General features: G+C 56.0%; 22 protein-coding genes. 15 read left to right on the forward strand and 7 right to left on the reverse strand.

Features of this window, described 5'->3' with window-relative positions; genetic code table 11:
* Positions 1 to 66 precede the first annotated feature (66 nt).
* Positions 67 to 672: a ribosome biogenesis GTP-binding protein YihA/YsxC gene (gene yihA / locus ACWHYZ_RS24055; RefSeq protein ID WP_447985196.1), complete on the forward strand. Its 606-nt coding sequence runs from the start codon at positions 67 to 69 to the stop codon at positions 670 to 672.
* 72 nt (positions 673 to 744) lie between these two features.
* On the opposite strand, the gene ACWHYZ_RS24060 is transcribed toward yihA, so the two are convergent.
* The 4 genes from ACWHYZ_RS24060 to rfaE2 form a co-directional block, all read right to left on the reverse strand.
* Positions 745 to 1,818, reverse strand: coding sequence for a peptidylprolyl isomerase (locus tag ACWHYZ_RS24060; protein WP_447985197.1), 1,074 nt, complete (start codon positions 1,816 to 1,818; stop codon positions 745 to 747).
* The gene (locus ACWHYZ_RS24065; RefSeq protein WP_447985198.1) at positions 1,787 to 2,713 is read right to left on the reverse strand and encodes a foldase protein PrsA; all 927 of its coding nucleotides are present in this window, start codon (positions 2,711 to 2,713) and stop codon (positions 1,787 to 1,789) included. Before ACWHYZ_RS24065 ends, ACWHYZ_RS24060 begins: the two co-directional genes overlap by 32 nt.
* A 35-nt stretch (positions 2,714 to 2,748) precedes the next feature.
* Positions 2,749 to 6,204, reverse strand: coding sequence for a transcription-repair coupling factor (mfd, locus tag ACWHYZ_RS24070; protein WP_447985199.1), 3,456 nt, complete (start codon positions 6,202 to 6,204; stop codon positions 2,749 to 2,751).
* A gap of 69 nt (positions 6,205 to 6,273) precedes the next feature.
* Positions 6,274 to 6,771: a D-glycero-beta-D-manno-heptose 1-phosphate adenylyltransferase gene (gene rfaE2, locus ACWHYZ_RS24075; protein WP_447985200.1), complete on the reverse strand. Its 498-nt coding sequence runs from the start codon at positions 6,769 to 6,771 to the stop codon at positions 6,274 to 6,276.
* Between the two features lie 131 nt (positions 6,772 to 6,902).
* On the opposite strand from rfaE2, the gene ACWHYZ_RS24080 reads away from it, so the two are divergent.
* From ACWHYZ_RS24080 to ACWHYZ_RS24090, 3 genes are all read left to right on the forward strand, one after another.
* Positions 6,903 to 7,220: a hypothetical protein gene (locus ACWHYZ_RS24080; RefSeq protein WP_447985201.1), complete on the forward strand. Its 318-nt coding sequence runs from the start codon at positions 6,903 to 6,905 to the stop codon at positions 7,218 to 7,220.
* Positions 7,221 to 7,772: 552 nt separating this feature from the next.
* The gene (locus tag ACWHYZ_RS24085) at positions 7,773 to 8,810 is read left to right on the forward strand and encodes a universal stress protein (protein ID WP_447985202.1); all 1,038 of its coding nucleotides are present in this window, start codon (positions 7,773 to 7,775) and stop codon (positions 8,808 to 8,810) included.
* 223 nt (positions 8,811 to 9,033) lie between these two features.
* On the forward strand, positions 9,034 to 9,294 hold the full coding sequence (locus ACWHYZ_RS24090) for a hypothetical protein (protein ID WP_447985203.1): 261 nt from the start codon (positions 9,034 to 9,036) through the stop codon (positions 9,292 to 9,294).
* A gap of 13 nt (positions 9,295 to 9,307) precedes the next feature.
* Here the strand turns inward: ACWHYZ_RS24090 and ACWHYZ_RS24095 are convergent, their stop codons facing one another.
* Positions 9,308 to 9,808: an acyltransferase gene (locus ACWHYZ_RS24095; protein WP_447985204.1), complete on the reverse strand. Its 501-nt coding sequence runs from the start codon at positions 9,806 to 9,808 to the stop codon at positions 9,308 to 9,310.
* A gap of 375 nt (positions 9,809 to 10,183) precedes the next feature.
* On the opposite strand from ACWHYZ_RS24095, the gene ACWHYZ_RS24100 reads away from it, so the two are divergent.
* The 3 genes from ACWHYZ_RS24100 to ACWHYZ_RS24110 all read left to right on the forward strand — a co-directional run bounded on the left by ACWHYZ_RS24100 (position 10,184) and on the right by ACWHYZ_RS24110 (position 13,008).
* The gene (locus ACWHYZ_RS24100) at positions 10,184 to 10,828 is read left to right on the forward strand and encodes a class I SAM-dependent methyltransferase (protein WP_447985205.1); all 645 of its coding nucleotides are present in this window, start codon (positions 10,184 to 10,186) and stop codon (positions 10,826 to 10,828) included.
* Positions 10,829 to 10,918: 90 nt separating this feature from the next.
* Positions 10,919 to 11,992, forward strand: a complete 1,074-nt coding sequence (locus ACWHYZ_RS24105; protein WP_447985206.1) for a putative zinc-binding metallopeptidase — start codon at positions 10,919 to 10,921, stop codon at positions 11,990 to 11,992.
* Positions 11,989 to 13,008, forward strand: coding sequence for a D-alanine--D-alanine ligase family protein (locus ACWHYZ_RS24110; RefSeq protein WP_447985207.1), 1,020 nt, complete (start codon positions 11,989 to 11,991; stop codon positions 13,006 to 13,008). Before ACWHYZ_RS24105 ends, ACWHYZ_RS24110 begins: the two co-directional genes overlap by 4 nt.
* Before the next feature lie 649 nt (positions 13,009 to 13,657).
* On the opposite strand, the gene ACWHYZ_RS24115 is transcribed toward ACWHYZ_RS24110, so the two are convergent.
* Positions 13,658 to 14,326, reverse strand: a complete 669-nt coding sequence (locus ACWHYZ_RS24115; RefSeq protein WP_447985208.1) for an HAD family hydrolase — start codon at positions 14,324 to 14,326, stop codon at positions 13,658 to 13,660.
* A gap of 133 nt (positions 14,327 to 14,459) precedes the next feature.
* Between ACWHYZ_RS24115 and der the strand changes: the two genes are divergently transcribed.
* The 4 genes from der (at position 14,460) to ACWHYZ_RS24135 (ending at position 19,601) form a co-directional block, all read left to right on the forward strand.
* Entirely contained in the window at positions 14,460 to 15,803 is a 1,344-nt protein-coding gene (gene der / locus ACWHYZ_RS24120) for a ribosome biogenesis GTPase Der (RefSeq protein ID WP_447985209.1), read from the forward strand.
* Positions 15,804 to 15,883: 80 nt separating this feature from the next.
* The gene (locus ACWHYZ_RS24125; RefSeq protein ID WP_447985210.1) at positions 15,884 to 16,960 is read left to right on the forward strand and encodes a cytochrome-c peroxidase; all 1,077 of its coding nucleotides are present in this window, start codon (positions 15,884 to 15,886) and stop codon (positions 16,958 to 16,960) included.
* A gap of 180 nt (positions 16,961 to 17,140) precedes the next feature.
* A complete protein-coding gene (locus ACWHYZ_RS24130; RefSeq protein WP_447985211.1) occupies positions 17,141 to 18,601 on the forward strand; it encodes a cytochrome B6 in 1,461 nt (486 codons plus the stop codon).
* 55 nt (positions 18,602 to 18,656) lie between these two features.
* Positions 18,657 to 19,601, forward strand: a complete 945-nt coding sequence (locus ACWHYZ_RS24135) for a DUF1207 domain-containing protein (protein ID WP_447985212.1) — start codon at positions 18,657 to 18,659, stop codon at positions 19,599 to 19,601.
* Positions 19,602 to 19,626: 25 nt separating this feature from the next.
* Here ACWHYZ_RS24135 and ACWHYZ_RS24140 read toward each other — a convergent pair whose 3' ends face one another.
* Positions 19,627 to 20,439, reverse strand: a complete 813-nt coding sequence (locus ACWHYZ_RS24140) for a hypothetical protein (protein ID WP_447985213.1) — start codon at positions 20,437 to 20,439, stop codon at positions 19,627 to 19,629.
* A gap of 448 nt (positions 20,440 to 20,887) precedes the next feature.
* On the opposite strand from ACWHYZ_RS24140, the gene ACWHYZ_RS24145 reads away from it, so the two are divergent.
* The 4 genes from ACWHYZ_RS24145 to ACWHYZ_RS24160 all read left to right on the forward strand — a co-directional run bounded on the left by ACWHYZ_RS24145 (position 20,888) and on the right by ACWHYZ_RS24160 (position 24,877).
* On the forward strand, positions 20,888 to 23,119 hold the full coding sequence (locus tag ACWHYZ_RS24145) for a response regulator (RefSeq protein ID WP_447985214.1): 2,232 nt from the start codon (positions 20,888 to 20,890) through the stop codon (positions 23,117 to 23,119).
* Positions 23,120 to 23,187: 68 nt separating this feature from the next.
* Positions 23,188 to 23,733, forward strand: a complete 546-nt coding sequence (locus tag ACWHYZ_RS24150; RefSeq protein ID WP_447985215.1) for a ferritin-like domain-containing protein — start codon at positions 23,188 to 23,190, stop codon at positions 23,731 to 23,733.
* Positions 23,734 to 23,949: 216 nt separating this feature from the next.
* Entirely contained in the window at positions 23,950 to 24,579 is a 630-nt protein-coding gene (locus ACWHYZ_RS24155; RefSeq protein WP_447985216.1) for an RNA polymerase sigma factor, read from the forward strand.
* A gap of 16 nt (positions 24,580 to 24,595) precedes the next feature.
* Positions 24,596 to 24,877, forward strand: a complete 282-nt coding sequence (locus ACWHYZ_RS24160) for an anti-sigma factor family protein (protein WP_447985217.1) — start codon at positions 24,596 to 24,598, stop codon at positions 24,875 to 24,877.
* The last annotated feature ends 54 nt before the right edge of the window (positions 24,878 to 24,931 follow it).

The raw sequence follows: 24,931 nt of genomic DNA on the forward strand, positions 1-24,931 counted from the left end.
GCTACACACTATCGGCGATCGGCTGGCTGAGTACTTCTATGTCACGCATAGTTGCATATTGTTGAAATGAAAATCACCGCTGCAGAGTTCGTAAAAAGTTGCGCTAACTTCGACCAGTGTCCGAACGATGGGCTGCTCGAATTGGCCTGTGTCGGCCGGTCCAATGTCGGCAAGTCCTCGCTCATTAATACGCTGCTGAACCGCAAGGGACTTGCCAAGGTGAGTCGTACGCCGGGGAAGACGCGTCTGCTGAATTATTTTAGGATCTCCACTTCCGATCCCTTGTTGCGCCACTTCTATCTCGTCGACCTACCGGGCTATGGCTATGCCAAAGTGGCAAAGACGATGCGGGAGGAGTGGGGCTCGTTGATTAACCAATATCTCGCGAGTCAGACGACCCTTCGCGCCGTGCTCCTGTTGGTGGATGCCCGTGTCACACAACCTCAGGACGAGGCGGCCTATCAATGGTTGAAAGGGTTAGGGCATCGCCCGATCATCGTATTGACGAAAATGGATAAACTGAAAGGGAATGAACGCCGAAATTGTCTGGCGGTGCTTCAAGAGAGATTCCAACTGTTGGATGATGACCCCGTGATTGCCCATTCGTCCCTCACGCGCGAGGGGACTGATGCCCTGTGGGGAGCGATCAGAAGTGCGCTGGCAAGAACATAGTTGTCGCCAGCGGTTCAGCAGTGCACTTACAATCTCGCCTTGCTTTGAGAGCTGACGGCTCAGAGCTTCTTCTTAGAACTTCACCTCGATGAACGCTTTATTTTTCAGGTCGCCCAGCCACGCCTGGTAGACGTCTTCAGTCTTCTGCTGAAACACCAACGTTTGAATCTCAGTCTTGACCTCTGCAAAGGGTCGATACTGTGGCAGGCGCTTTTCGTCGAGCTTAATAATGTGCCATCCGTCACTGGTCTCGATCGGCTCTGTCACCTGCCCCAGCGCTAAGGCAGACAATGCCCGCTCGATCTGGGGCAAGAGCTCACCTTGTCGAACAAAGCCGATATTGCCGCCTTTCGTGGCTTCAGGGCCATCTGAATGTTTCAGTGCCAGCTCAGCGAAATCGGCACCCCGCTTCAAGCTCGAGTAGATGGACATTGCGCGTTCACCGGTCTCCTCGGCGGTTTCGCGCGGTTTGCGGAGAATAAGAATCTGGCTAATGCGATATTCGTCGGGCATGAGAAACCGAGTTTGGTGGCTTTCATAATAGCGTTGGATTTCCGACTCGGTCACCATGACGCCGCTTCGAACTTCTCGGTCCACCACCCGCATCAACAGGAGTTGTTCCTTGATGTTCCTTTTATCGGCAGGATTGCTCTCATCGATCTTCTCACCCTGCCGCTTCAGTTCCAAGGCTGCCCGCTGCACTTCATCGTCTGCGACCTCAACGCCTTTAGTCTTGGCCGTTTGCAATTGGAGTTTCCGCTCGATCATTCGGGTCAGCCCCATGTATTCCACCTGGCGAAGCCGCCGTTGCAATTCTGCCCCGCGGTAAATTTGCTGCAGGCGCTGCTCCTCGGTCGCCACCTCCGCCTTGAGCTCGGATAACATAATCAATTCGGTATTGACGACGGCAACGATGCGATCGGTCACTGAAGCGATGGAGAGCTCAGCGAACCCCAGAACTGCAGCCATAATCAGACCACAGAACAGTCCGCGGTGACCGGACGCTGGAAGGGGGAAACGAGGCTGTATGCCATGTAAAGGCGACAAATTCATTGATGTAGACGACGAAACGGCGGTGAGTCGTATAACAGATGAGCGGGGGATCGGCCAAACACTACGGAGTGCGGCCGGCCAGAGATCCGACATCCTGCGTCAGCAGTTCGGAGCTGGCCGCCATACGAATCGTCGCCGACGATCGTAACTTGGCCAGCACCTCCTCTACTTGTTTTCGACGCTTTTCCGCGTACAGCTCGCGCTTGAGTTGTTGGCGAACGGCCTCGATATGTTTCGCTTCATCCGGGTTGCGGCTGATCACTTTGACCAAATGGAACCCGGCGGTCGTTTCGACCGGGTCACTGACGGCCCCCGGTTTTTGCGTCAACAGGAACTGTTCAATCGCAGGATCGAGGACGCCCTTCCGGGTAAAGTTGAATTCGCCGCCGTCCGCTTTCGTTTTCTCATCGAGTGAATAACGTTGGGCGAGCTTGGCAAAGTTCCAGCCTTGGCCAATCTGGTGCTTCAAGTCTTTGGCTTGGAAGAGATTGCCCATGACGATGTGAGCCCCACGGATCTGGCGTGCCGACAGCAACATATCGTCATGGGATTGATAATAGGCGTCCAACTCAGCGTCCGAAATGTGCACCGGCTGGGAAGCAGCATCCTTCATCAGCTCATCCAGGATCAGTTGTTCCTTCACCCGCTCCATGCGCTCTCGTAAAACAAGACTCTGGTCCAGGCCCTGACGTCGCGCTTCTTGCAACAGCACCTCGCGGGAGATGAGATCGTCCAGGAATTTCTTTTTTCCCCCTTGGCGGTCATACCGGGCACGCGCGGCGTCGGACAATTCAGACCAGCGATAGTCGAATTCGCTTTGAGTAATCGGTTTCCCGTTCACGATCGCAAGAATCGGAGAGTCTTCTGATGGTTGGGAGCATCCGCTCATCGCGGCGAGAGAGAGGATGGTAAGGAGGCCGTAGGTCACGAGCATACCCGCACGCCACACAGGATAGAGAACGGGTCCGGCGCGTGGAAGCACATACATAGACTGAATTAGCCCCTTCTCATAGTGTCGTTCCGTTAGACGGCCGCATGAGCCGCACCGGATTTGGTACCACAGACTCCCAATATTTGCAAGGCAGCGGTGAGTTCAGGCGCTTGGCCCGACCAGTCTGTCTGGGTCAAATGCAGCTCAAAGGACAGCGGGGACACCAATCGAAAACGGCTCTTGTAGCGATCCATCAATGTCCGGATACCGGTTTCCGGGATCGAACCCTTCGGATCAAAGGATATCACGGCGGTGCTTTCCTTGATTTCAAGCGAGGTGAGCCGCAGGGATTTCGCCATAATACGTAGCTGCATGACTTCAAACAGACGTTCGACGGGCTCGGGCAGAGCGCCGTACCGATCTTGAATTTCTCCATTGAGCAAAGCCAGATCGCCGATTTGCTGACTTGAGGATAATCGCTTGTACAGAGACAACCGGTGGTGTGGATCGGCGACGTATTCCTCCGGAATGAAGGCGGAGACGTTGAGATGCAGGGTCGGGTCCGGTTCTTCCTCGACCACCGTGCCCTTAATCTGTTGAACGGCCTGTTCGACCATCTGCAGATACAGGTCCATGCCGATGGCGGCGATATGACCGGACTGCTGCTTGCCTAAAAAGTTTCCTGCCCCTCGAATTTCTAGGTCCGCGGCGGCTATCCGAAATCCGGCTCCCAACTCCGTGAGCTCCTGTATCGCGACCAGTCGTTTTTGGGCGTCCGTGCTCAGCGCCCCCTCATCCGGCGTAAAAAAGTACGCGTAGGCCTGTTGTCCGGACCGGCCGACTCTTCCGCGGAGCTGGTAGAGCTGCGAGAGGCCGAACGTATCGGCGCGATTCACCAAAATCGTGTTCGCATTGGAGACGTCAAGACCTGACTGAATGATCGCCGACGTCAGCAGGATATCGGCTTCCCGCTTCAGAAACTTCAACATCACGCCTTCCAAGAGTCGTTCGTCCATCTGGCCGTGCGCCATCACAATGCGTGCTTCCGGGATGAGCTGCTGCAACCACGTACCCGTCCGCTCCATGGTTTGCACGCGATTGTGGACAAAGTACACCTGCCCACCGCGGCCGAGCTCCCGCATGATGGCTTCGCGGATCGTCTCTTCGTTAAAACGCATAACATGTGTCCGGATAGCCATTCGCCCGGCCGGAGGGCTCTCGATCACCGAGAGATCCCGCAGGCCCGACATGGCCATCTGCAGGGTGCGCGGAATGGGCGTCGCCGTCAGCGTAAGCACATCGACCTGCGTCCGAAGTTGTTTGAGCCGCTCTTTGTGGCGCACGCCGAACCATTGCTCCTCATCGACAATCACCAGTCCCAGGTTTCTAAAGACGACGTTTTTTTGAAGGAGGCGATGTGTGCCGATGATAATGTCCAGGCTGCCGTCGGCTGCGCCAGCCAGGACGGCTTTCGCCTCTTTCGCTGTCTGAAACCGGGACAGCGTGCCAACGCGAATGGGAAAGGGACCGAACCGTTGTGAGAAATTTTCAAAGTGCTGTTGGGCCAGTATGGTCGTCGGGACCAGTACGACAACCTGGCGATTGTGTTCGACCACTTTGAAGGCGGCGCGCATCGCGACTTCGGTCTTGCCGTAGCCGACGTCGCCGCAGACCAGCCGATCCATGGGCTTCGGCGCTTCCAAATCACGTTTGATGTCCTCGATCGCTTTGATCTGATCGGGTGTTTCCTCATACTCGAAGGCGGCTTCAAATGCATGCGTCAACGTCGTATCTTCGCCGTACTCACGGCGCTGGACGACCTCCCGGTTGGCGTAGAGTTCGACCAGCTCGTGAGCCATTTCTTCGATGCCTTTTTTGACTTTCGCCGTGGTGCGTCCCCAACTGCTCCCGCCCAATTTGTCCATTTTGGGGGCATGGCCATCCGCGCCCTTGTAGCGTTGGACCTGATTGAGGCGGTCAAGCGGGACGTAGAGGGTATCGCCGCCCGCGAAGCGGAGGATCAGATAATCGCTCTCAAATCCTTGCACAGCAAGTCGCCGAAGCCCTTCATAGCGCGCGATCCCGTGCTGAACGTGGACGACATAGTCGCCGGTCTTCAAGTCGTCCAATGAGGACAAGAAGGTTGCCGTCTTGCTCTTCTGGGCCGGCCGATGGCGCATGCCTTTGGCGAACAGTTCTTCTTCGGTGATGATCGTCAGGTGACCATCGGTGGAGACGAAGCCGGTGGAGAGGTTGCCTTGTATCAGCCCGAACGGCGATTTCTGGGACGAGGCCTTCCACTCATGCGGTTTCCACGTCGTCGCCGGCAGATCCTGTTCGGCAAAGAGGGAGAGCAGGCGGTCCAATTGGCCTCGCGTGCGCGCGACGATCACGACCTGTCCCACGAGCCGGAGCTGATTTAACTTTGCGAGGGTCTCGTGGAAGGGCGTTCCGCGTTGCGCCAGCCCGACACTGCCCGGAGACTGCGCGGGGAAGGCCACGATCGGCTCGCACTCAGGCCCCCCGGTTGTCAGCGGTTCCATCGCAAGCCAAGACCATGGCTGCATGGCCGTCGAGAGCTCTGTCCAATCGGCATAGAGCTGTTCTGGAGAGGAATATCCCTTCTGTTCGGCAACATCGCCCAAGCGTAAATAGGCGTCAGCGGCCTCATCTAAGAATTCGCTGGCCTTTTTGACCAAGGTCGCAGGCTGGTCCAAGACCACGATGGGTGGCTCATGGAAGTAATTGAGCAGCGTCTCCATGGACGAGTACACGGTGGGACTTCGCCATTCCGCGTCAGGAGGAAGCGGTTCGAGCGCTTCCAGTCGGTCTGCGGGATGCAGCAACTCTCGGGCAGGGAGCAGCAACGCATCAGGAAGTTTCGCCGTAGATTTTTGTGTCGAGGGATCGAATTGACGGATCGATTCAATCGTATCGCCCAGTAATTCAAGCCGGAGCGGGTCATCGTAGGCAGTCGAATAGACATCGATAATGCCGCCGCGGACGCTGAATTCACCGGGAATCTCGACGACGGACCCTCGACGGTATCCCAAGCGCAAGAGGCGCGCAATGAGGCTTTCCCGTTCTATGGTGTCCCCGGCCTTCAGTTGTGCACATCCGTCTTTGAATACAGACGCGGGCATCACGCGATGAAGCAGTGCGGGGACGGAGGTAATGAGTACCGTCCGTGCTCCTTCGAACAAACGGTGGAGGGTCCGTGCCCGTCGCCCGATCAGTTCGGGTGCGGGAGCGGTCGGCTCATACGGGAGCGTTTCCCATTCCGGAAAGAGGGCTAAGGTCTCCGAAGGAAGGCCCAGCATGGTCTGGAAAAACCGCATGTCGTCATAGACGCGCTCCGCGTCTTCATCCGAGGCCGTGATGACGAGAAAGGAAGGGCCGTCGGCACGTGTGAGTACGCTGAGGGCGAATGCCCCCATCGCCCCATGTATGCCCGAAATACACGGTCGACCCGCCGCGTGTTGAACGGCGTCTCGAACCGGCTGAAGGAGCTGATCCCAAAACTGGAAAGCGTGAGGAGGTGCAGGCATGGTGTATGTGAGTGTTATTCGTAATCGGTGAATCGTGAGTTCATATGCATGGACTTGCGCGACGCAGATTCACGAAGGCCGAACCTGAGGTTCCACCGCTCGTATTTTCTCCACGAGCGTTGTGGTCGAAACGCCCGGGACCAACGGAATGGTTGTCACGATGCCTCCACGCGCTTCGACGGTCTCACGTCCGATAATCTTGTCCGGAGTCCAGTCCCCTCCCTTCACCAATACATCAGGCTGGATCTCGGTAATCAGTGGCCCCGGATCGGGCTCATCGAATAGGACCACATAATCGACGCAGGCGAGCGCGGCGAGCACTTCGGCGCGTTGATGCTCAGGCACGATGGGGCGGTCAGCCCCCTTGTTCAAGCGTTGAACGGATCGATCTGTATTGACGCCTACGACAAGAACATCACCAAGTTCTCTGGCGGCTTGCAAGTAACGCGTATGGCCGATATGCATCAAGTCGAAACAGCCATTTGTAAAGACAACACGCCGACCCTGTGTTCGCTGGGCGGTCAGAGCTGAGATGACTTCACTTCTGCTGAGGACTTTCTCATCCACGGCTTATCTTAACCTTTCGTGCTCTCAAAAATCACTTTTCTCATTCAACAGAGAGGCTTGTCGATGGCACAGGAATCGTTTAGTCTCTCTGTATCTGTAGGCGTCCGAGGTTGATGTACAAAGCAGGTACTATGGAATTGCCGATTCAGCATCAGCAACGGTCCATCGAACTCGGTGTAAGCTCTCAATACGCGAAGGCGCATGGGTGGGTGGTGCATGCGCTCAACGGCTGGCTGTCCGCCTATTATATGGAAGATCCGCGCTTCCGAGTCCTGAGGCGGTTTCATGAGCTGGAAACAGGCATCGAAGTGTGGGTGTGCGAGCACGAAGGCGACCAGCCCATGAAACGCCTGATCGCTCGCCTGCGGAACGATTTTCCTCCCTATCAGATTCACGAACGAACCACTCCATCCGGAGACGGCCTCCGTTATCTGCTGGATCTGCCATAATACTTGCGTCAATCTGGAATATCTTTCATCCCCGTTTGACAAGAAGGCGGAGCGGTGAACAACAGACAGAGCAAGTCACTACGCAGTCCCGCTGATCCTCAATGCCCCGCAGTCATTACGCTCCGTAACGAGGACGATGACGGACACGATTTCTGATCCTCTGTCTTCGGATATCTCGACGCAGGGTCGAAAGTAACGGTGTGATCACGTACGGACGTGGATTGGATTGACTCCGTCAGTCGGCGGTTCGGCGGCAGAGGTTCCGCGCCTGCCGATCTTCATTTGCCTCCCGGGATAACTGCATGTAAGGTGCAGTCTCATGGTCGCGTTGCTTCTGGATTGACTCTTAGGATTGCACCGGCGGAGATGCATGGCCAGGGATACGACGACGTCCTTCCCGCCATGGAAATCTTCGATCCAGTGCGGCCCGGCTGCGAGAGCGAATGGCGATGGTGCGAGGCCACGCACGCCAAAGCGGCACGAGCCGCTCCGTATTAGACTCGAGTGACAGACGCCATTCCCTTTGAAACGTCACTACGAGAAGTATCATGCGTGAAAAGTCTCACTCGAAGGGAAGGTCACATTAGACATGGCAACATGGCGGGGAACGCCCTGATGGCCGGCGCTCAGAGGCAGCAGCGTGGAACGATTCTATTGGCCACCGATTTTTCAAGACCGGCGCAGCGGGCGTTCCAGTATGCCATGCGCCTGGCCGACACGCTGGCAGCCCGGCTGGTCGTCCTGCATGTCGTGAAGGCGGTTGGCGGCACCGGGCGCCAGAAGCCGATCGGAAGCCGCTACGTCGATGTGCTACGAACCGAGGCGATGGTTGACCTCGGACGTCTCGCCCGGATAGCACTCGACGTCGGTATCCCGACTGAACCTCGGCTGGTTTTAGGAAGCCCCGCATCTCGTATTCTCGAAGTGGCCCATGAGATGCGCGCCGGCCTTATCGTGTTGGGGACGAGCGGCCGTACCGGGTGGGATCGGCTACGGCTTGGGAGTACGGCAGAAGAAATTGTGCGCAAGGCGCCATGCGCGGTGCTGACCATGAGAGAAACCATAGCCGGAGACTCCGTGGGAGTTCGGACTGCTGGGGGATTGCGCCGCCTGCTCGTTGCCACCGACTTTTCCGTTCACGCGCAGGCAGCAATCGATTTTGCGGTCATGCTGAGCAAACGTCTTCGCGCCGAACTCTTTCTGATCTACGCCGGTTCGGCGAACGACGCGCATGCCGGTGACGCTTCTACTCAATCGCCTTTGCTTAGGCCGATGAAAGGCGAAATGCCCTTCGATCGCCGGCTACAGCTGCAGGAAGCGGTGTCATCTCTGACGAGCCGGGGCATTGCCGCGCACGATCTGTATATGACGGGAGACCCCGTGGAAGTGATTCTTGAGCAGGCGGCCCAATATGCCGTCGACGGGATTGTGATTGGGACTCGCGGGCATCGTGGGCTTCGACGTCTGATGCTGGGCAGCGTGGCCGAACAAGTGGTCAAGCGTGCGGGCTGTCCTGTTTTGACCGTGAAGAATCCGCTCTCGAGGAACACAGTGGCAACCATGTCAAGGAGCAAGCGGGGTGAGCGGTGACCCACCGAACGTGAGGACACGGGACCGTAGGACAATAGGGACCCTTTCCCCGGATGGCAACAGCTATCCCGCCGAATCGTTGCCGAGCGAAATTGGATACACGGAACCGTCCATCGACTTTCGGCATGTAACGGCGTCGCTGTCGTACGCGTGTGCTGCGGGAAACCGTACAAAGCTTTTTCAACAGGCGAAATCATGCTAGAGTTTGACGGCGGAGGCTGCTATGAAGACGTCGATTCAAACGTGTGTGACTGTCGCAATCGTGTGCAGCGTTCTGGTCTTGGCAGCCGGAACCGGCATAGCGGAAGTACGCGTCGATGATTTACCGAAACCGATTCCGCAGGTGATGGAAAAGGTGAAGGAGGTCGGAAACGAAGTCGGAAAAGGAATTTCGAAAGCGGCAAGTACCACTGTCGACGCGGTCGGCAAGGCCGTCAAGGGCGATAAGTCAGACAATCAGGCACCGCGGAAATCAACTAAATAACTTTCCTCGCTGATCATGCCGATCCATTCTGCCCACCGACTGAGGCCACGGGCGGCGCAATCCCCGCATCCTTGGCTCGTCGAGTCCCAGCCAGCGTCTCATAATTGTCATCCGTAATATGAATCCATTCCTTCGGCACACCGGCATTCTTAATGACTCTTGCCGGAACGCCCGCAACCCGCACATTGATTGGCACGTCCTTGTTGACCAGCGCGGCTGCGCCGACTACCGAGTAAGCGCCAATGCTGACACCGGGCAGAATGACCGCTCCTGCGCCGATCCAGGCCTGTTGGCCGATGTGAATGGGCCCGACTTCCTTGTCGAGATCACTGTGCGTCACCAACATGACGCCATAGGATATCCGCACGCCTTCCTCGATCGTAATGAGTTCCGGCGCATCCTCATCGAGCAACGCCGTCCGGGCGATCCATACCGATGAATGGATGTTGGCGCCACAAACTTGCCAGAGTCGAGTCCGGAGTTGCCACATGGGGACAAACTGAATACACGGCATAATAAGTTTTCGCAGTATCACGCGGGCTGGTGCAACAGACCGTCGGCGGCGATATTCGAAAAGGTTTAAAGGAAGCAGCATGTCATACTACCTAGATACAATGATCTAATGCAGTCCTATCAAATTGTTTGCCAGTTTCGAAGTCGTTGAAGTCGCGTATGAATAAGCTAGATCAAACTACCTAGTGTGAAGATCTCCTGACAGAGCTTTTGGCTGACGTGATATCTATTCATCAGACATATCAAGAGGAGCAATATCGAGTTGCATATGGTGCTTATATGCCACTGTCAACTTTCCCGTCTGTTGGGGCAGGTGATGTTTGAGCGCGTGGTATCTCCCGCGCAGACGTCCATGAAGTCCGTCTGAAGGAGTCCTATGGGTCTTTACGCCGACCATATATTTCCGCGCCTCATGGATCGAGTCATGAGGGCCCCACCCTTCCAAAAGCAACGGCAGGAGGTGCTCGCGGAGGTCTACGGGAACGTGCTTGAAATCGGATTCGGCACAGGGCTGAATCTGCCCCATTATCCGAACACGGTCACATGGCTGACGGCCATTGAGCCGGGTCATCTACTTGCAAAGCGTGTGGCAGAGCGAAGCGCCAATTTGGCGGTGCCGGTGGAAATTTTTCGGTATCGAGCGGAAACGCTCCCCTGGGAAGACGAACGGTTCGATTGTGCAGTGAGCACATGGACGCTCTGTACGATCCGGGACCCCCTTCGCGCGCTCAGCGAGATTCGACGGGTGCTGAAGCCCGGTGGAAAGTTTATCTTTCTCGAGCATGGCCTAAGCGATGATTCGAAGGTCGCCTGGTGGCAGAACATTTTGAATCCGTTCCAACGGCTGTTTGCTTGCGGGTGTCACCTTAACCGTCGGATCGATCGGATCATTCAAGACAGCGGCTTTACCGTGAAGCAACTGGATCGGTTTGTGATGGAAGGCATTCCGCGTCCCGGCGCTGATATGTATCGGGGCGTCGCACGTCCCAAGCAGGGGTCTTTTCAAAACACGGACCGGTAACCCATCGCTGCACCGTCCCTGCTACGTACATTCCTTTGCTATACTGATGGGAATGAAGGCGGATCCCATCATGCAAGGTGCGCGGTACTGATGACTACCGATAAACCAGCAGGGAGCAGCGCTGCGTCACCTGCACCCGCCGATGTCGGTCCCCTTCCGGGGTGGGCGGCCTGGAGCGACGAACAACTCCTCGATCTTCGCTTCTGCGACCTCCATCTGCAGCTCGATGGGAGCCCCCTTGAGGAGAGGATCGCGCAACTCTATCGAGAGTTGGATGAGCGAGGCCTGCGATTCCGACCGCATTTCTGGTTGTCTGATGAATGGTTCACTCCCGATGGCGTGCCGGGTATTGCCATTCCGTTTTATCTCGCGCACCCCCGTCTCGCCAAGCTTGAATTGAATCAGATGCTCGAAGTCGAAGGCGGCGACGCGGAATGGTGCATGCGCATCCTTCGGCATGAAGCCGGCCACGCCATTGAAAATGCTTTTGCAATCCGTCGCCGTTCTCGTCGTCAGCAGCTCTTCGGAAAATCTTCAGTCCCGTACCCCGATCATTATTCATTCAAACCGTACAGCAAGAGTTTTGTCGCGCATCTGGGATCATGGTATGCACAAAGCCATCCGGACGAGGATTTCGCCGAAACGTTTGCCGTTTGGTTGACGCCGGGATCTCAATGGGAACAGCGGTATGCAGGTTGGCCCGCGTTCAAAAAGCTCACATACGTGGATCGACTCATGCGATCCTTGTCCGGCCAGGAGCCTCGCGTGGTCATAAGGGAAGAGGTCGATCCTCTGAAGCGTCTGCGCAAGACCCTGCGTCAGCATTACAAGAAGAAGCGGCGGCACTATGGCGTCGATCGGCCCACGGTTTACGATCGAGACCTCCGCCGGCTGTTCTCCGATGCGCCGGGGTTTGCCCACAACATGACCGCCATGCGATTCCTCACTCGTATCCGCAAGCCCGTCCGTCGATTGGTTGCCGGTTGGACCGGCATTTATCAGTACACGGTCGACCAGGTCTTCGAAGATCTCATCGCCCGGTGTCGGCAATTGAACCTGCGGCTCGCGGTGCCCGAAGAGCAGGCCACAACGGAATTTACCGTGTTACTGACCGTACAAGTCATGAACCATCTCGTGACCGGGGGGCATCGAATCGCACTATGAAAGTGCTGCGCGTGCTCGTGCTCGTTCATAAGCATTTGGTGCCTCCTGACAATGCCTCCGCGTCGGACGCCGAGCAGGCCGAATGGAAAACCGAGTACGACGTGGTGGCGGCGCTGCAAAAGCTTGGCCACGAAGTCAAACCGGTGGGCTTGCAGGACGATCTCTCGGTGGCGCGGACAGCCATTAAGGACTGGGAACCGGATATCATTTTTAATCTGCTCGAGGCCTTCGACAACATCGTCATGTTTGACCACAACATCGTCAGCTTTTTGGAAATGCTGCGCATGCCCTACACCGGAAGCAACGCTCGAGGCTTGATGTTGGCCCGGGACAAATCGTTGTCCAAAAAATTGATGGCCTATCATCGGATCCCGATGCCGGAATTCGCTGTCATTCGGCGAGGGCAAAAGATCCGTGCGTGCAAGCGTCTGCCGTTTCCCCTCATCGTTAAGTCGTTGACCGAAGAAGCGTCCCTCGGCATCTCGCAAGCGTCGGTCGTCGACACGGAGGAGAAGCTCAAGGAACGTGTCGCGTTCATCCACGATAACATTGGGACGGATGCGCTGGTGGAACAATTCATTGAAGGACGGGAACTCTACGTCGGCGTGATGGGGAACCAGCGGTTACGCGTCTTTCCAATTTGGGAAATGCAATTCACCAAGATGCCGAACGGCGTGCACCATATTGCCACGGAACGGGTCAAGTGGAGTGTGAAGTATCAAGAGAAACACGGCATCCAAACCAGCGAACTGACAGATCTCCCCGAGGAACAATGCCAACAGATCCAACACCTGTGTCGACGCGTCTATCGAGCATTGGAACTAAGCGGCTATGCGCGCATCGATCTGCGCATGGATAAGGACGGCAAAGCCTATGTGCTCGAAGCAAATCCCAACCCTCAGATTGCCCGGGGGGAAGACTTCGCTGAATCTGCGAAGCGTGCCGGCCTGTCCTATGAAGCGCTGCTGCAGCGCATCCTCATGCTGGGACTGCAATGGAGACCGGCACAGGTGTGAGACTCATCGTCAAGGAACCCACCGGCAAGGATAACACTTTAGCTCTAGAGGCTGCTTTTTTAGAGCGTCGGCCAGTTATCTCCATGCCCGCGGCTCTAACAACTATACGACTGAAGTGACCCGCCAGGATAAAGCGAGCAGATTGAGCCTGCCTTGAGCTTCACGCTGTACTTAGGTCTAACCACCTCCTTTTCAACTCCACCATTGCGCAGTAATCTAAAAGGGACCACTTTCACCCTATAGAAAGCAGGGTACGGTTGATCCGGTAAATTGTTTCAAGAGGGGGGGAAGAACATGAAGTACGATCGCGATTCGCTCATCCTGGGTAGTACCACTCTTCTCGCCGGAGTTTTATTAGGCATGACAGTCGGGATGTTGTTGACTCCATATTCCGGAGCACGAATGCGCCGTCGACTAACATTTCTCTTAGAAGACTGGCTAGAAAGCCTCACGGAGGGCTTCGATGACGTCGTTATACGAGGTCAACGCGTGATTGCTTCAGGTTTTAAGAATTTAGCCGTCTGACCGCCAGAGGCGCGAGAGCAGCTGTAGGGAATCGATTCTGTCGAATTACTCTTTCACTGAAAGCCGACAAACTGGCGGAACAAGCTCGACACGCACTACGACCATGCCAAAGCAACCGCGATTCTCATTGCCGTAGGAACGCCGCCAAGCTCTCGATCGAGTGATGCCGCATTGACCGCTGTGGCGGAAGCTGGGAACTGCTCTTCGCGCTATGGTAGACGTGGCCGATGCCGTACTCATGGGCCGCGTTGAGGCACGACTCGTCATCATCGAGATAGAGCGTGCGCTTCGGTTGAAAGCCGATGAGTCTTTGGCAGATGGGCCAGTATTCGGCTCGCATTTTTAAGTAGCCTACCTCGAAGGCATCCACGATGCGGTGGACGTACGTGTCTAGCCCGGTCTTCGCCACTTTGATGGCGACTCCAGCCGTATGAGCGTTTGTGACCAGCGACACGCGCTTGCCCTTCGCGGTGAGGTGGCGTAGGAACTCCTCGGCATGCGGCAAGAATCCGATCATGTGCTCGAATTCCTTAGTCATCGCGATCACATCGATGCCGAGAGTCCGGCTCCAATAGTGCAAATTAGTCCACTCGAGTTCGCCTTCCACCTTTCGATAGAGCGCAAATAGCTTTTCACGGGCTTCTAGTGCCTGCAGTCCATGTTTTGCTGCATATCGCCGCGGAAGTTCTTCTTCAAAAAAGAAATTATCGAAATGGCGATCCAGAAGCGTTCCGTCCATGTCCAATAGCACGTCGTCTACTTGCGTCCAGTCAAATCCGTTGATCGGTCCCACGGTGCGTCCTTGGTTGAGATAACATTCGGTGAAGTCATTATAACCGAGACTATGTTAGAGTGCGCTCGTCCTTGCCATTGCCCTATTTGTCTTTAACAAAATTCCTATGATACGTTCGAGACGTGAGCATGTCATGACTGAGAATCTTTTTACCACCACGCCTCCACTTGTGGCCATTGTGGGCCGGCCTAATGTCGGCAAGTCCACATTGTTCAACCGCATCCTCGGTAAACGAAATGCGATCGTAGACGACCTTCCCGGCGTCACGCGAGACCGCAATTATGCCGATGCCACCTACCGGGGCCGACCGTTCAGGCTGGTCGATACCGGAGGATTGGATCCGAGTTCAACCGACAGCATGTTGTCTCTCATCCGTCGACAATCTCAAATCGCCATCGCTGAAGCGGACATTCTGATTTTTGTCATGGACGGCCGCAGTGGCTTGACGCCGGCGGACGCAGAAATTGTCACCTTGCTGCGGCCTGTCAAAAAGCCGGTCCTTTACGCCGTTAACAAGGTCGACACGCCGACATCCGAAGGTTTGATGTCCGATTTCTATCGAATCGGCAAGGAAACCCTCTTCCCCACATCCGCTGAACATGGAATGGGGGTAGACGATCTTCTGGAAGCGGTTTATCCGCTGTTGCCGCAGCAGGACGCCGATGCAGGGCCGACGGCCGTGACACGGGTCGCGGTGGTTGGAAGACCGAACGTTGGCAAGTCGACATTGGTCAATACGCTGCTCGATGAAGAGCGAATGGTTGTGAGTGACATGCCCGGCACGACACGAGACCCCATCGATACGGCCGTCATCTATGACGGTCGTCCGTACATCCTGACGGATACGGCGGGGATCCGGAGGCGCGGCCGCATCGAACACGGCGCCGTCGAAGGCTTCAGCGTGGCAAGGGCCATGAATGCCCTAGGCCGATCCGATGTGGCGGTGTTGTTGATGGATGGCGTGGAAGGCATTACCGAGCAAGACACCAAAATTGCCGGCCTCATTCTCAAGCAAGGCCGGGCGTGTGTTCTCTTCATTAACAAGTGGGACTTGCGCGCTGCGGATCCTGACGCCAGGGCAAAATACGAGTTGGAATTGCGACGACGATATCGATTTCTGCCGTGGGCTCCCATTGTCTTCGGGTCCGCCATCAAGCCCAAGACCGGGAATGTTCTCTTTCCGCAAATCGATGAAGTGATGGCGGCCTTTACGCACCGGGTGCCTACCGGCGCACTGAATAAGTTTCTTCAAGAGATCATGGTGGAGCACCCCTTGCCGGTTCGCCGAGGCAAACCCAACAAAGCCGTGAAATCGGTCTTCATGACGCAAGTCGCGACCAAGCCACCGACATTTGCTCTTTTTGTCGGCCACCCTGAAGATATCACCAAAATCTATATCCGCTTTTTGGAGAAACAGATTCGTGAAAAGTATCGCTTTCCCGGCGCGCCAATCAGGATTTTAGTCAGACAGAAATAACGGACGGTTGGCTGCCGACGTTGGCACCCTATTCGAACGGAAGCTAAGGCACCGCACGACTTGAATCTAGAAGAGAGGTCATGATGCGCATACGGACAATTGCCTTGATGACGCTGTCCATCGTGTTGGGTCTTGCATGTCTATCCGTTGATCGCCTGGATCTCGCCGCAGAGGAACTGAATTCATCCGTTGTCAGTGACATGGTCGTCATCGATGGAGTCGCCGTGCCCGATATCGGCCCCATGCCCGCCGTCGTCCCCATGCCGATGGGCAATGTCAACTATGTGCAAAAGGTCGATCTCGGCAAGCAGCTTTATTTTGATGGACGACTATCGAAGAACAATGCCATCTCCTGCGCCTTCTGCCACAATCCCGGCACCGGCTTTGCGGATGCCCGTCAGTTCTCGATCGGCGCATTCGGGACAGCCGGCGGGCGACAGGCCCCGACCGTCTACAATACCGCGTTCAATCCATTCCAATTTTGGGATGGCCGCGCGACCTCGTTAGAGGAACAAGCGATCGGCCCAATCCACAATCCCATTGAAATGGCTGAGACGCACGAAACGGTTGTGCCGAAGATCGCCAAAATTGCCGGCTATCAAAAACAGTTCAAGGCGGTGTTCGGAACCAGCGTCAGTTTGCAGGGCATTGCCGATGCGATTGCGGCCTTTGAACGCACGATTGTGTCCTCGAACTCTGCCTTTGATAAGTACGTGATGGGCGAGTCGAATGCGATGGATGAATCGGCGATTCGCGGTATGGAACTTTTCAAAGGAAAAGCCCGATGCATTCTCTGTCATAACGGCCCTAACTTTACCGACAATGAATTCCATAATTTAGGGGTGCCGCAGGAGGGCCTGCTCAAGGAAGACCTCGGTCGTTATAACGTCACTCGGCGCGACCGCGACAAGGGCGCCTTCAAGACCCCGACCTTGCGGAGCGTCACCGAGACGGCTCCCTATATGCATGATGGCGTGTTTAAAACTTTGGAAGACGTGATCGAATTCAAAGATAAGGGTGGGCAGCCGAATCCCCATCTGAGTCCGCTCATGAAGCCGCTCGGTCTTACGCCAGAAGAGAAAGCTGATCTGGTCGTCTTCATGAAGGCTCTTACTGGAGCACCCCTGAAAATCATCATGCCGAAATTGCCGAAATAGGCTGTTCGACCACCGTACTTCTCGGCTCTTCACGGCTGTCGGCCTCCTGCGGTCGATGCGCCCGTCCATTCCGCTTTTCCTCCGACGACTCTTCATTCCTTCTCACAACGAATCCGTCCCCCTACCGACGGCACGCCGGCTGTCTCTCCATTAGAGTAAAGACATTGTAGGAGGACGTCCATGATTCAAACCAAGCGTCAGTATCTGACGATTCGAACGATCGGGATGGTTGCGGGTATCGTGTGCGCGCTGGGGGCATGGAATGGCGAGGGTGCCGCCCAGCGTGATACTTCTTCGAGTAAAGATAAGGATAAGACGGACAGTGCAATTGCGGAGACGAAGATGAAAGGCTTCGATGGGGTCGATTTCTCGTATGATGTCTTCGGCGCCCCACCCGGGCAAGATCCGCAGAAGATTGCCGACGAGGCCATGGCCAAAGATATCGCGGAGAAGCCACAGGTCCTCGCTCGCCAGAAAAAACTACTGACCGAGCGGTACCAACTTGAGTGCAAGACCGCTACCGGGATGACCATGACGAAGGGAAAACCGCAGCCAGTCGGACCGGCAGTCCAGCTCAAAAACGGACTGACATGGGACAAGCTGGGCCAAATGGACGCCGATGAGATCAAGTCAGACAAGCTCTTTCCCCCAGGATTTCGCCGGTTGCTGCACGTCAAGCAAGAGGTGGGAGGACAGGTCTTTCCGCAGATCCAGATCAAACAGTTTCCGCGCCTGGAGCGGTTTGATGTTGAATTTGATCTGCCCGATTGCTTCTTGCCGGAATTTCCGCCGCCCATCTTCTTAACAACGCATCCGGAATTGGGCGACGTCTCACAGGGTGAAGTGGTCAGCATGGATAACTTTGATCGCCTCTTTCGGGGCCTCGTCACCCCGGCCCAGTTAGATGGACTTCGCATGCTCGTCATGCAATTTCCTCAGGAAGAATTTAACGCGACCCATGACCGAAAGACGGTGAAGCCGAGCTTAGGAGTGACGTGTCTTGATTGCCACGTCAATTTCCATACGACGGGGCAATTCCATCACAATCCAGACACACGTCCTCAGCGGGAGCGCCTTCGGTTGGATACGCCCAGCCTCCGAGGTATGTTTAACCAGCAGATTCACGGATCGAAGCGGAGTATCCGGTCCGTGGAGGACTTCACGGAGTTCGAGCAGCGCACGGCGTATTTCAATGGCGACCCCATCCGTGCCATGAAGAAAGGCATGAATATTATCGATCGCGTGCCCGTTGCCCACATGGCGCAAATGCAAAACATGATTGATTTTTCGCCCGCGCCAAAGCTCAATGCCTTCGGTACGCTGGATCGAAAGAAAGCCACGCCTCAAGAGATTAAAGGAGAAGAGCTGTTTTTCGGAAAAGCGCGATGCGTCGGGTGTCACCTGCCGCCCGCTTATACCGATCATCAGATGCATGATCTTCATCTGGAACGATTCGGCGCCGAGGCGGATGGGCCGATTAAAAGCTTTGTCCTCCGCGGCATCAAAGACTCGCCGCCCTATTTACACGACGGCCGATTGCCGACCTTGGAAGACACGGTGGAGTTTTTCAATCTTGTCTTGGAGCTCAAACTGAACCGAGATGAGAAAGCCGCACTGACTGCATTTCTGCGGGCTTTGTGAACGTGGCCGCCAGAAGTCATCCGGCACCAGCACGTGAATCCGCAAAGTTCAAAAGATGAGTAGAGCGATGTGGTGGGGCTTGCTGGGACTCATAGTAACCCTAGCCCCAATGTCATTCGTGTTTGCGGAGGAACCGTCAGCCCCTGTTCCTCCGCCTCCGCCACTGGACTGCCGTTATGCTGCTGCCGAACACCCGCAAGCATTACAGACGGTGGAGGCCCCGGAATCCAGACGCTTCCCGAAAGACAATGTCTTCCGGCCGCTGTTGGCCGATCCGAAGCAACCCCAGTTTCAAGCAACTTATCAAAGCGTGACACTTCGTCAGGCCAATAATAATCATCTCAATGCCGGGTTTGTCGGCTTCGGGGAGACGTTTGGCTTATGGACGAGGCGGTACGAGCAAGGATGCAATGGCATTCAAGTCAGCATGTTTGGCGCCGTGTTCTCACAGTTCAATTTGGACGCCCAGTCCAAGGACTTGATCAATTCAGATTTCCAGGTGGGGTTTCCAGTAACTTGGCGCGAGGGGCCCTTTTCAGCGCGTGTGCGTTTGTATCATCAAAGCAGTCACCTCGGTGATGAGTTCCTGCTGAACAATCCGCAAGTGCCCCGGGTTAACTATAGCTTTGAAGAAGCGGATGCCGTGGGCTCGTTTGAATACCGGTGGATACGCGTCTATGGCGGCGGTGGATACATCCTGCATCGGGAACCCGAGATTAAACGTGGGAAACTTCAATGGGGCATGGAATTGCGGGGTACGAAGGGGCTTGAATTTATCTCTGGGAATCCCATTCTCGTGGCGGCTGCGGATCTAAAATCGTTCGAGCAGTTAGGGTGGAACGTGAACGCGAACGTCGTGGGTGGCCTGGAGTGGTACAGCCCTCAGGCCACCCGACGCCTCCGACTTCTCATCACGTACTACCGCGGCTTCAACCCGTACGGGCAATTTTTCTCTCAAAAGATTGAAACCATCGGGTTCGGATTCTACTTCCTATTCTAGCGTTGCCTCCGTTCGCAAGTGGCCGCTACTTCGCGCCCTCTTGCGCCGGAGGAATGGCCACATCGGCCACCTGGTTCTCTCCATCGATGAGCAAGACGACCGCTTCTCCTTTGGTCAGCTTGGCCATTTTCTCCCGCATCAACGGCCTGACTTCAAAAGGCTGTTCTTGGCCGTCGCGTGTGCGGATCGTAATGCGATTCTCCTGCATAGGCTTCATCACCGTCCCGAGCACTCTCTGTTGCGCACCTTTCGGCGAGGATTTCTCGTCAAACATTTTGCCGGCTTGCTCGGTTGCTTCCTTGTTCGCGAAGTTCACATCTACAATCTTATTCGTTTCATCAACCATGAAGACGGCTTCGACCCCGACGGGGATGGACGCCATCTTGCTGCGTGCCTGCGTGCGAATCACGAAGCTCAACTCCTTGCCGTCTTCAGTACGGATCAACGCCCTATCATGTCCGATCACCAGCGGCTGAGCAATCTGCCCTTTCACTATTTGATGCTTGGTGTGTCCCAATGGCTGCCCGGATTCATCAACGACATGATAATCGACGAGGAGGTTTTGATCGTTGATGGTCAGTTCAATGACATCGCCGATTTTGATTTCGGGGAGCCCCTTTTCCTTTGCCGCTTTCAATGGGATAAAGCGGGGTTGCACCTCGCCGGTGTTGAGTTGGAGTTGACCGCCCTTAATCTCTTCGACTGTCCCTCTTACGTGCCGTTCGCCTTGTAAGATCTTGCTCTCGCCTTCATGCGGCTGGGAAGCTGCCATGGCGCCAAGCGGAAAGGCCAGCATGGACACTACGCTCACTATTCTCACCCACGGTTGTCGTATCATAATATCGTGCCCCCTCTCGTTTGAAATGAAAGAGACGGAAAAGCTCCTTCCAACTTCCTAGTGACAACCCCCGTCCCCGAGGTCGCCTTCTTGTGTCAACTTCTGCTTGTGCAAGGAATATACCGGTAGTCTCGGATCTCCCTACACGCTGAATAACGGAGTCCTCGTCCTGATGAGGTACTACAGATATGGCAAGAGTGGGACGGAGTGTCTCTGGCGCCGGACAACATGTGCGCCGTTTTCGGGAGGTATGCCGGTAGGCCGACAGACTCACAATGGCCGATATGCGATGACCGATCTATCCGACAAGCTCAAAAGAGCGAGATGTTTACCTTTTTGATAGGAGCTTGCTTCAGATGTCCACTTACTAGCTCAGGGCCTGTAAGACGGCCCGTCATTTGCTTAGTTTCGGTAGGCTGCTTGGCAGCTTCACCAGGGTGCTCCGCCTATGTCTCGCATTCTCATCGTTGATGACGACCCCGCTCTCCTTGAAGCGCTGCCCGAGAATATTCGGAATCGAATGGGAGATATCGAGGTGGATACGGCCGACTCCGGCAGTCGCGCCCTGACGCTCATTGCGGAAGTGGACTACGATGCCATCGTCACGGACATCAAGATGCCGGAACTCGATGGCCTGAGCTTATTGGAGAAGGCCCGCCAACTTCGCCCGGATACTCCTACATTGCTCATTACCGGTCACGGTGAGCGCGATTTAACGGTACGCGCCCTACGCGGAGGCGCCTATGACTTTATCGAAAAGCCGATTGAACGGGACCATTTCATCGCGTCCTTAGGCCGCGCCATTCAAGCCCGCCAACTGAAGCGCCAGGTCAATGAGCAAAAACAGGCGCTTGCCCGGCATGCGGGACAACTCGAGCGGATGGTCCAGGAGCGCACGAGCGAATTGCTTGCAGCGAATCAGGCCAAAGACGAGTTTCTCAAGGCTCGCGATCAAGCCTTAGTGGAGGCGCAACGCGCACACGAACGTCTGTCATTCCTCGCCGAGGCGACGCGCGTGCTCGTCACCACATTGGATACGACTGAAACATTAGGCCGTGTGGCTCGTGTCCTCGTGCCGGCCATGGCGGATTACTGTCTGATTAGCATGATGATGAAGAACGGAAGTTTCCGTCTGGCCACTGTTGTTCACCGGGATCCTGATAAACAACCATCGATTCAAGAACTAGCCGGGGAGATCGCTCCGGACAAACTACCGTCCTCTCACCCCATGACACGAGTCCATCAAACGCGCCATGCCATTTTATTTGAGGATTGCTCAGCCCGAAAGAACATACTCGCGGCCGATCGTGATTACCTGGCCGCCCATCAAAGGCTTGGGAGCCGCTCGGTGATGATTGTTCCGCTTGCGGCCCACAGACAGACTCTCGGAGTCATGACCATGGGGCGCCTTGAAGAACGCAACCCCTTCCAGCATGATGATTTGGAGCTCGGGGAAGAGTTAGCCCGCCGGACCGCATTGGCCGTAGCGAACGCGCGATTGTACAGCGACGCTCAGGATGCCAATCGTCTCAAAGACGAATTTCTTGCAACGGTGTCCCATGAACTACGGACCCCGCTGACAGCCATTCTTGGTTGGGCCCAGATGCTGCGGGGCGGCACCTTAGACGAGGCGACCGGGCAACGGGCCCTGGGCAGCATCGAACGCAATGCGAAATTTCAATCCCATTTGATTGAGGACCTACTCGACATCTCACGCATCAGCACGGGGAAACTGCGCTTAGACGTTCGCCCTCTCGAGCTCGCCCCTATTATCGAGGCAGCCGTCGATGCGGTCCGCCCGGCCGCTGACGCGAAAGCGATTCGCCTCGAAAAAGCCATTGATTGGAAAGCCGGCTTGATATCCGGCGATTCCGACCGGCTGCAACAGGTCGTGTGGAATCTGCTGACGAATGCCATCAAGTTCACCCCGCGCGACGGCTGCGTGCGGATTACGCTGCAGCGCCGGAATGCGCACGTGCAGATCGATGTCACTGATACCGGACAGGGCATCAGCCCGGAATTTCTCCCCTATATGTTTGATCTCTTCCGGCAAGGAGATAGTTCGATTACGAGGAGCCATGGCGGGCTGGGATTAGGCTTGGCCATCGTTCGCCATTTAGTCGAAATGCATGGCGGCAGCGTACAGGCACAGAGTGAAGGTGAGGGGCAAGGGGCTACGTTTGTCGTGATGCTTCCGATGATCGGCATCCCGATGGGAGACAACAATGGCCACAAAGACAGAGCGGTGGATGTGTCCCGAGATGGGGTGTCGATGGAGCGCGTGCCGGAACTTAAGGGCGTCAGCGTGCTGATCGTGGATGATGAGCCGGAAACCCGTGATCTGTTAGTCGAAGTCTTGTCGCGGTGCGGAGCCGAGGTGCGGGCCTCGTCGTCGGCGCATGATGCGCTTGAAGCACTCCAGTCCTGGAAGGCGGATGTTTTGGTGTCAGACATCGGGATGCCGGGTGAGGATGGCTACGACTTAATCCGCAAGGTCCGGACGATGGACGCAGACCATGGCGGGTGTATTCCGGCCGTCGCACTGACGGCCTATGCCCGGGGTGAGGACCGGCTACGAGCCCTGTCGGCCGGCTTTCAAATGCACGTATCGAAGCCGGTGGAGCCGGTGGAGTTGGCGGCGGTCGTCGCCAGTTTTGCATGGCAGACGAGGAAACGGTGATGGAAGCGTCCGGAATGGGAGGAGGGTGGCTCCCTTTTACAAGCGAAAGAAGATAGGAGGAGGAGGAGATGAAAGGCACATTTGTAACCGATGTACAAGAGATTCGGCGCCGGGCTCGGCAACACGTGGAACAGGGCGCGGTGACGGAGGGATATCGAGCAGATCGGGAGACAGTGATCAAGCTCTTGAATGAGGCGCTCGCGACCGAGATCGTCTGCGTGCTGCGCTACAAACGCCATTATTTCATGGCGACGGGGATTCATGCTGAGCCGGTGGCCAAAGAGTTTCAACAGCACGCGGCCGAAGAACAGGGGCATGCCGATGAAATTGCGGAACGTATTACCCAACTCGGTGGCGAACCTAACATGAATCCAGAGGGGCTGTTAACCCGGAGTCATTCCGAATACGCCGAGGGCGACTCCTTGCTCAGCATGATACGGGAAGATCTCATCGCCGAGCGCATCGCCATTGATACCTATGCTGAGATGGCGCGGTACTTCGGTGAAAATGATCCGACCAGCCGCCGCATGATCGAGGGAATCTTGGCCAAGGAAGAGGAACACGCCAATGAATTAGCCGACCTCCTCTCCGACTTCGATGCTCCGAAGGGCTAGGAGCAAACTACTTCCTTAACTCCGCCATGCCTTCTGCCACGAATGCATATGGCTGAGTGGAGAGACTGCAGGCGCCAGGCATCACGATTCCCTCGTGCGCCCCAACCAAACCAAGCTTTTCTCAGGGCGCCGGCGTGCGACCACCTGAAGCAGTCTCTCTCCAATTCCAAACCGTCACGGTTGACTCTCTTTTGTCTTCCCTCGTAGACTGCCGACGTGACGTCACCATCCATTCAACGAGAAGATCCATCTCGCGCTGACTCGTCCGCTGGTCGTACCGCCACGATCTTCGATCAGATGTATCAAGACAATGCGGAACGCATGTACCGTTTCGCCCAACGCCTGTGTGGGGAAGTGGAGGATGCGCGGGATTTGGTGCAGGAGACGTTTCTGAACGCGTACCGAGGGCTGCCTCATTTTCGCGGCGACGCGCAGTTTTCCACGTGGCTGTATCGCATTGCCTCGCGCGTCTGTCTTGCCATGCGGCGTCGGCGCAAAGGCGAACCTGAGTATGAGCTGTCCCTTGAGGAATTCATCCCGACTTCGGACGGCGAATTACAACTACAGATCCGGGCCGACGGGCTCACCCCGGAAGAAGCGTTGGAGAACAAACAGCTTCGCCGTGCCCTTCGTCAGGCGATTCAGGGATTGCCGGCCAAGTATCGATTGGTGCTGGTGTTGCGAGATATGGAAGGTCTCTCGGCCAAAGAAGTCGGCACCGTCATGGGACTGAACGAACGCGCAGTGAAGTCGCGACTGCACCGGGCGCGGCTTTTCGTTCGCCGTGAGCTCACCGCACGAGGAATCGGCTCGGCAACGCATAGTCGTGAACACGGTGATGAATAGCCGGCAGGAATTCGCTATGAAGCCAGTGAAGCGGAAGACATCTCAAGGTCACCGGCATACAAAAACCGGCTGCATAAAAATTCTTCAGCGGCTATCGGCCTATCTTGATGATGAGCTGACAGCCGACGTGTGCCAGGAAGTGCGCGCTCATATGGGGGCATGCCCGAAATGTGAAGTCTTTCTCGACTCATTGCGCCAAACGATATCTCTGTGTCGCCACTTCGAGGCGGCTCCTCTTTCTCCCTCCAAAAAACTACAACTGCGTCGCGAAATTCAGAAGGCCATCAGCCGCGCCTAGTCGAGCTATTAAAGTGTGCGGACTCCCATGGCATGGCCGCTGTGGGGCGCTACT

It is taken from the genome of Nitrospira sp. Nam74 (assembly GCF_965152615.1).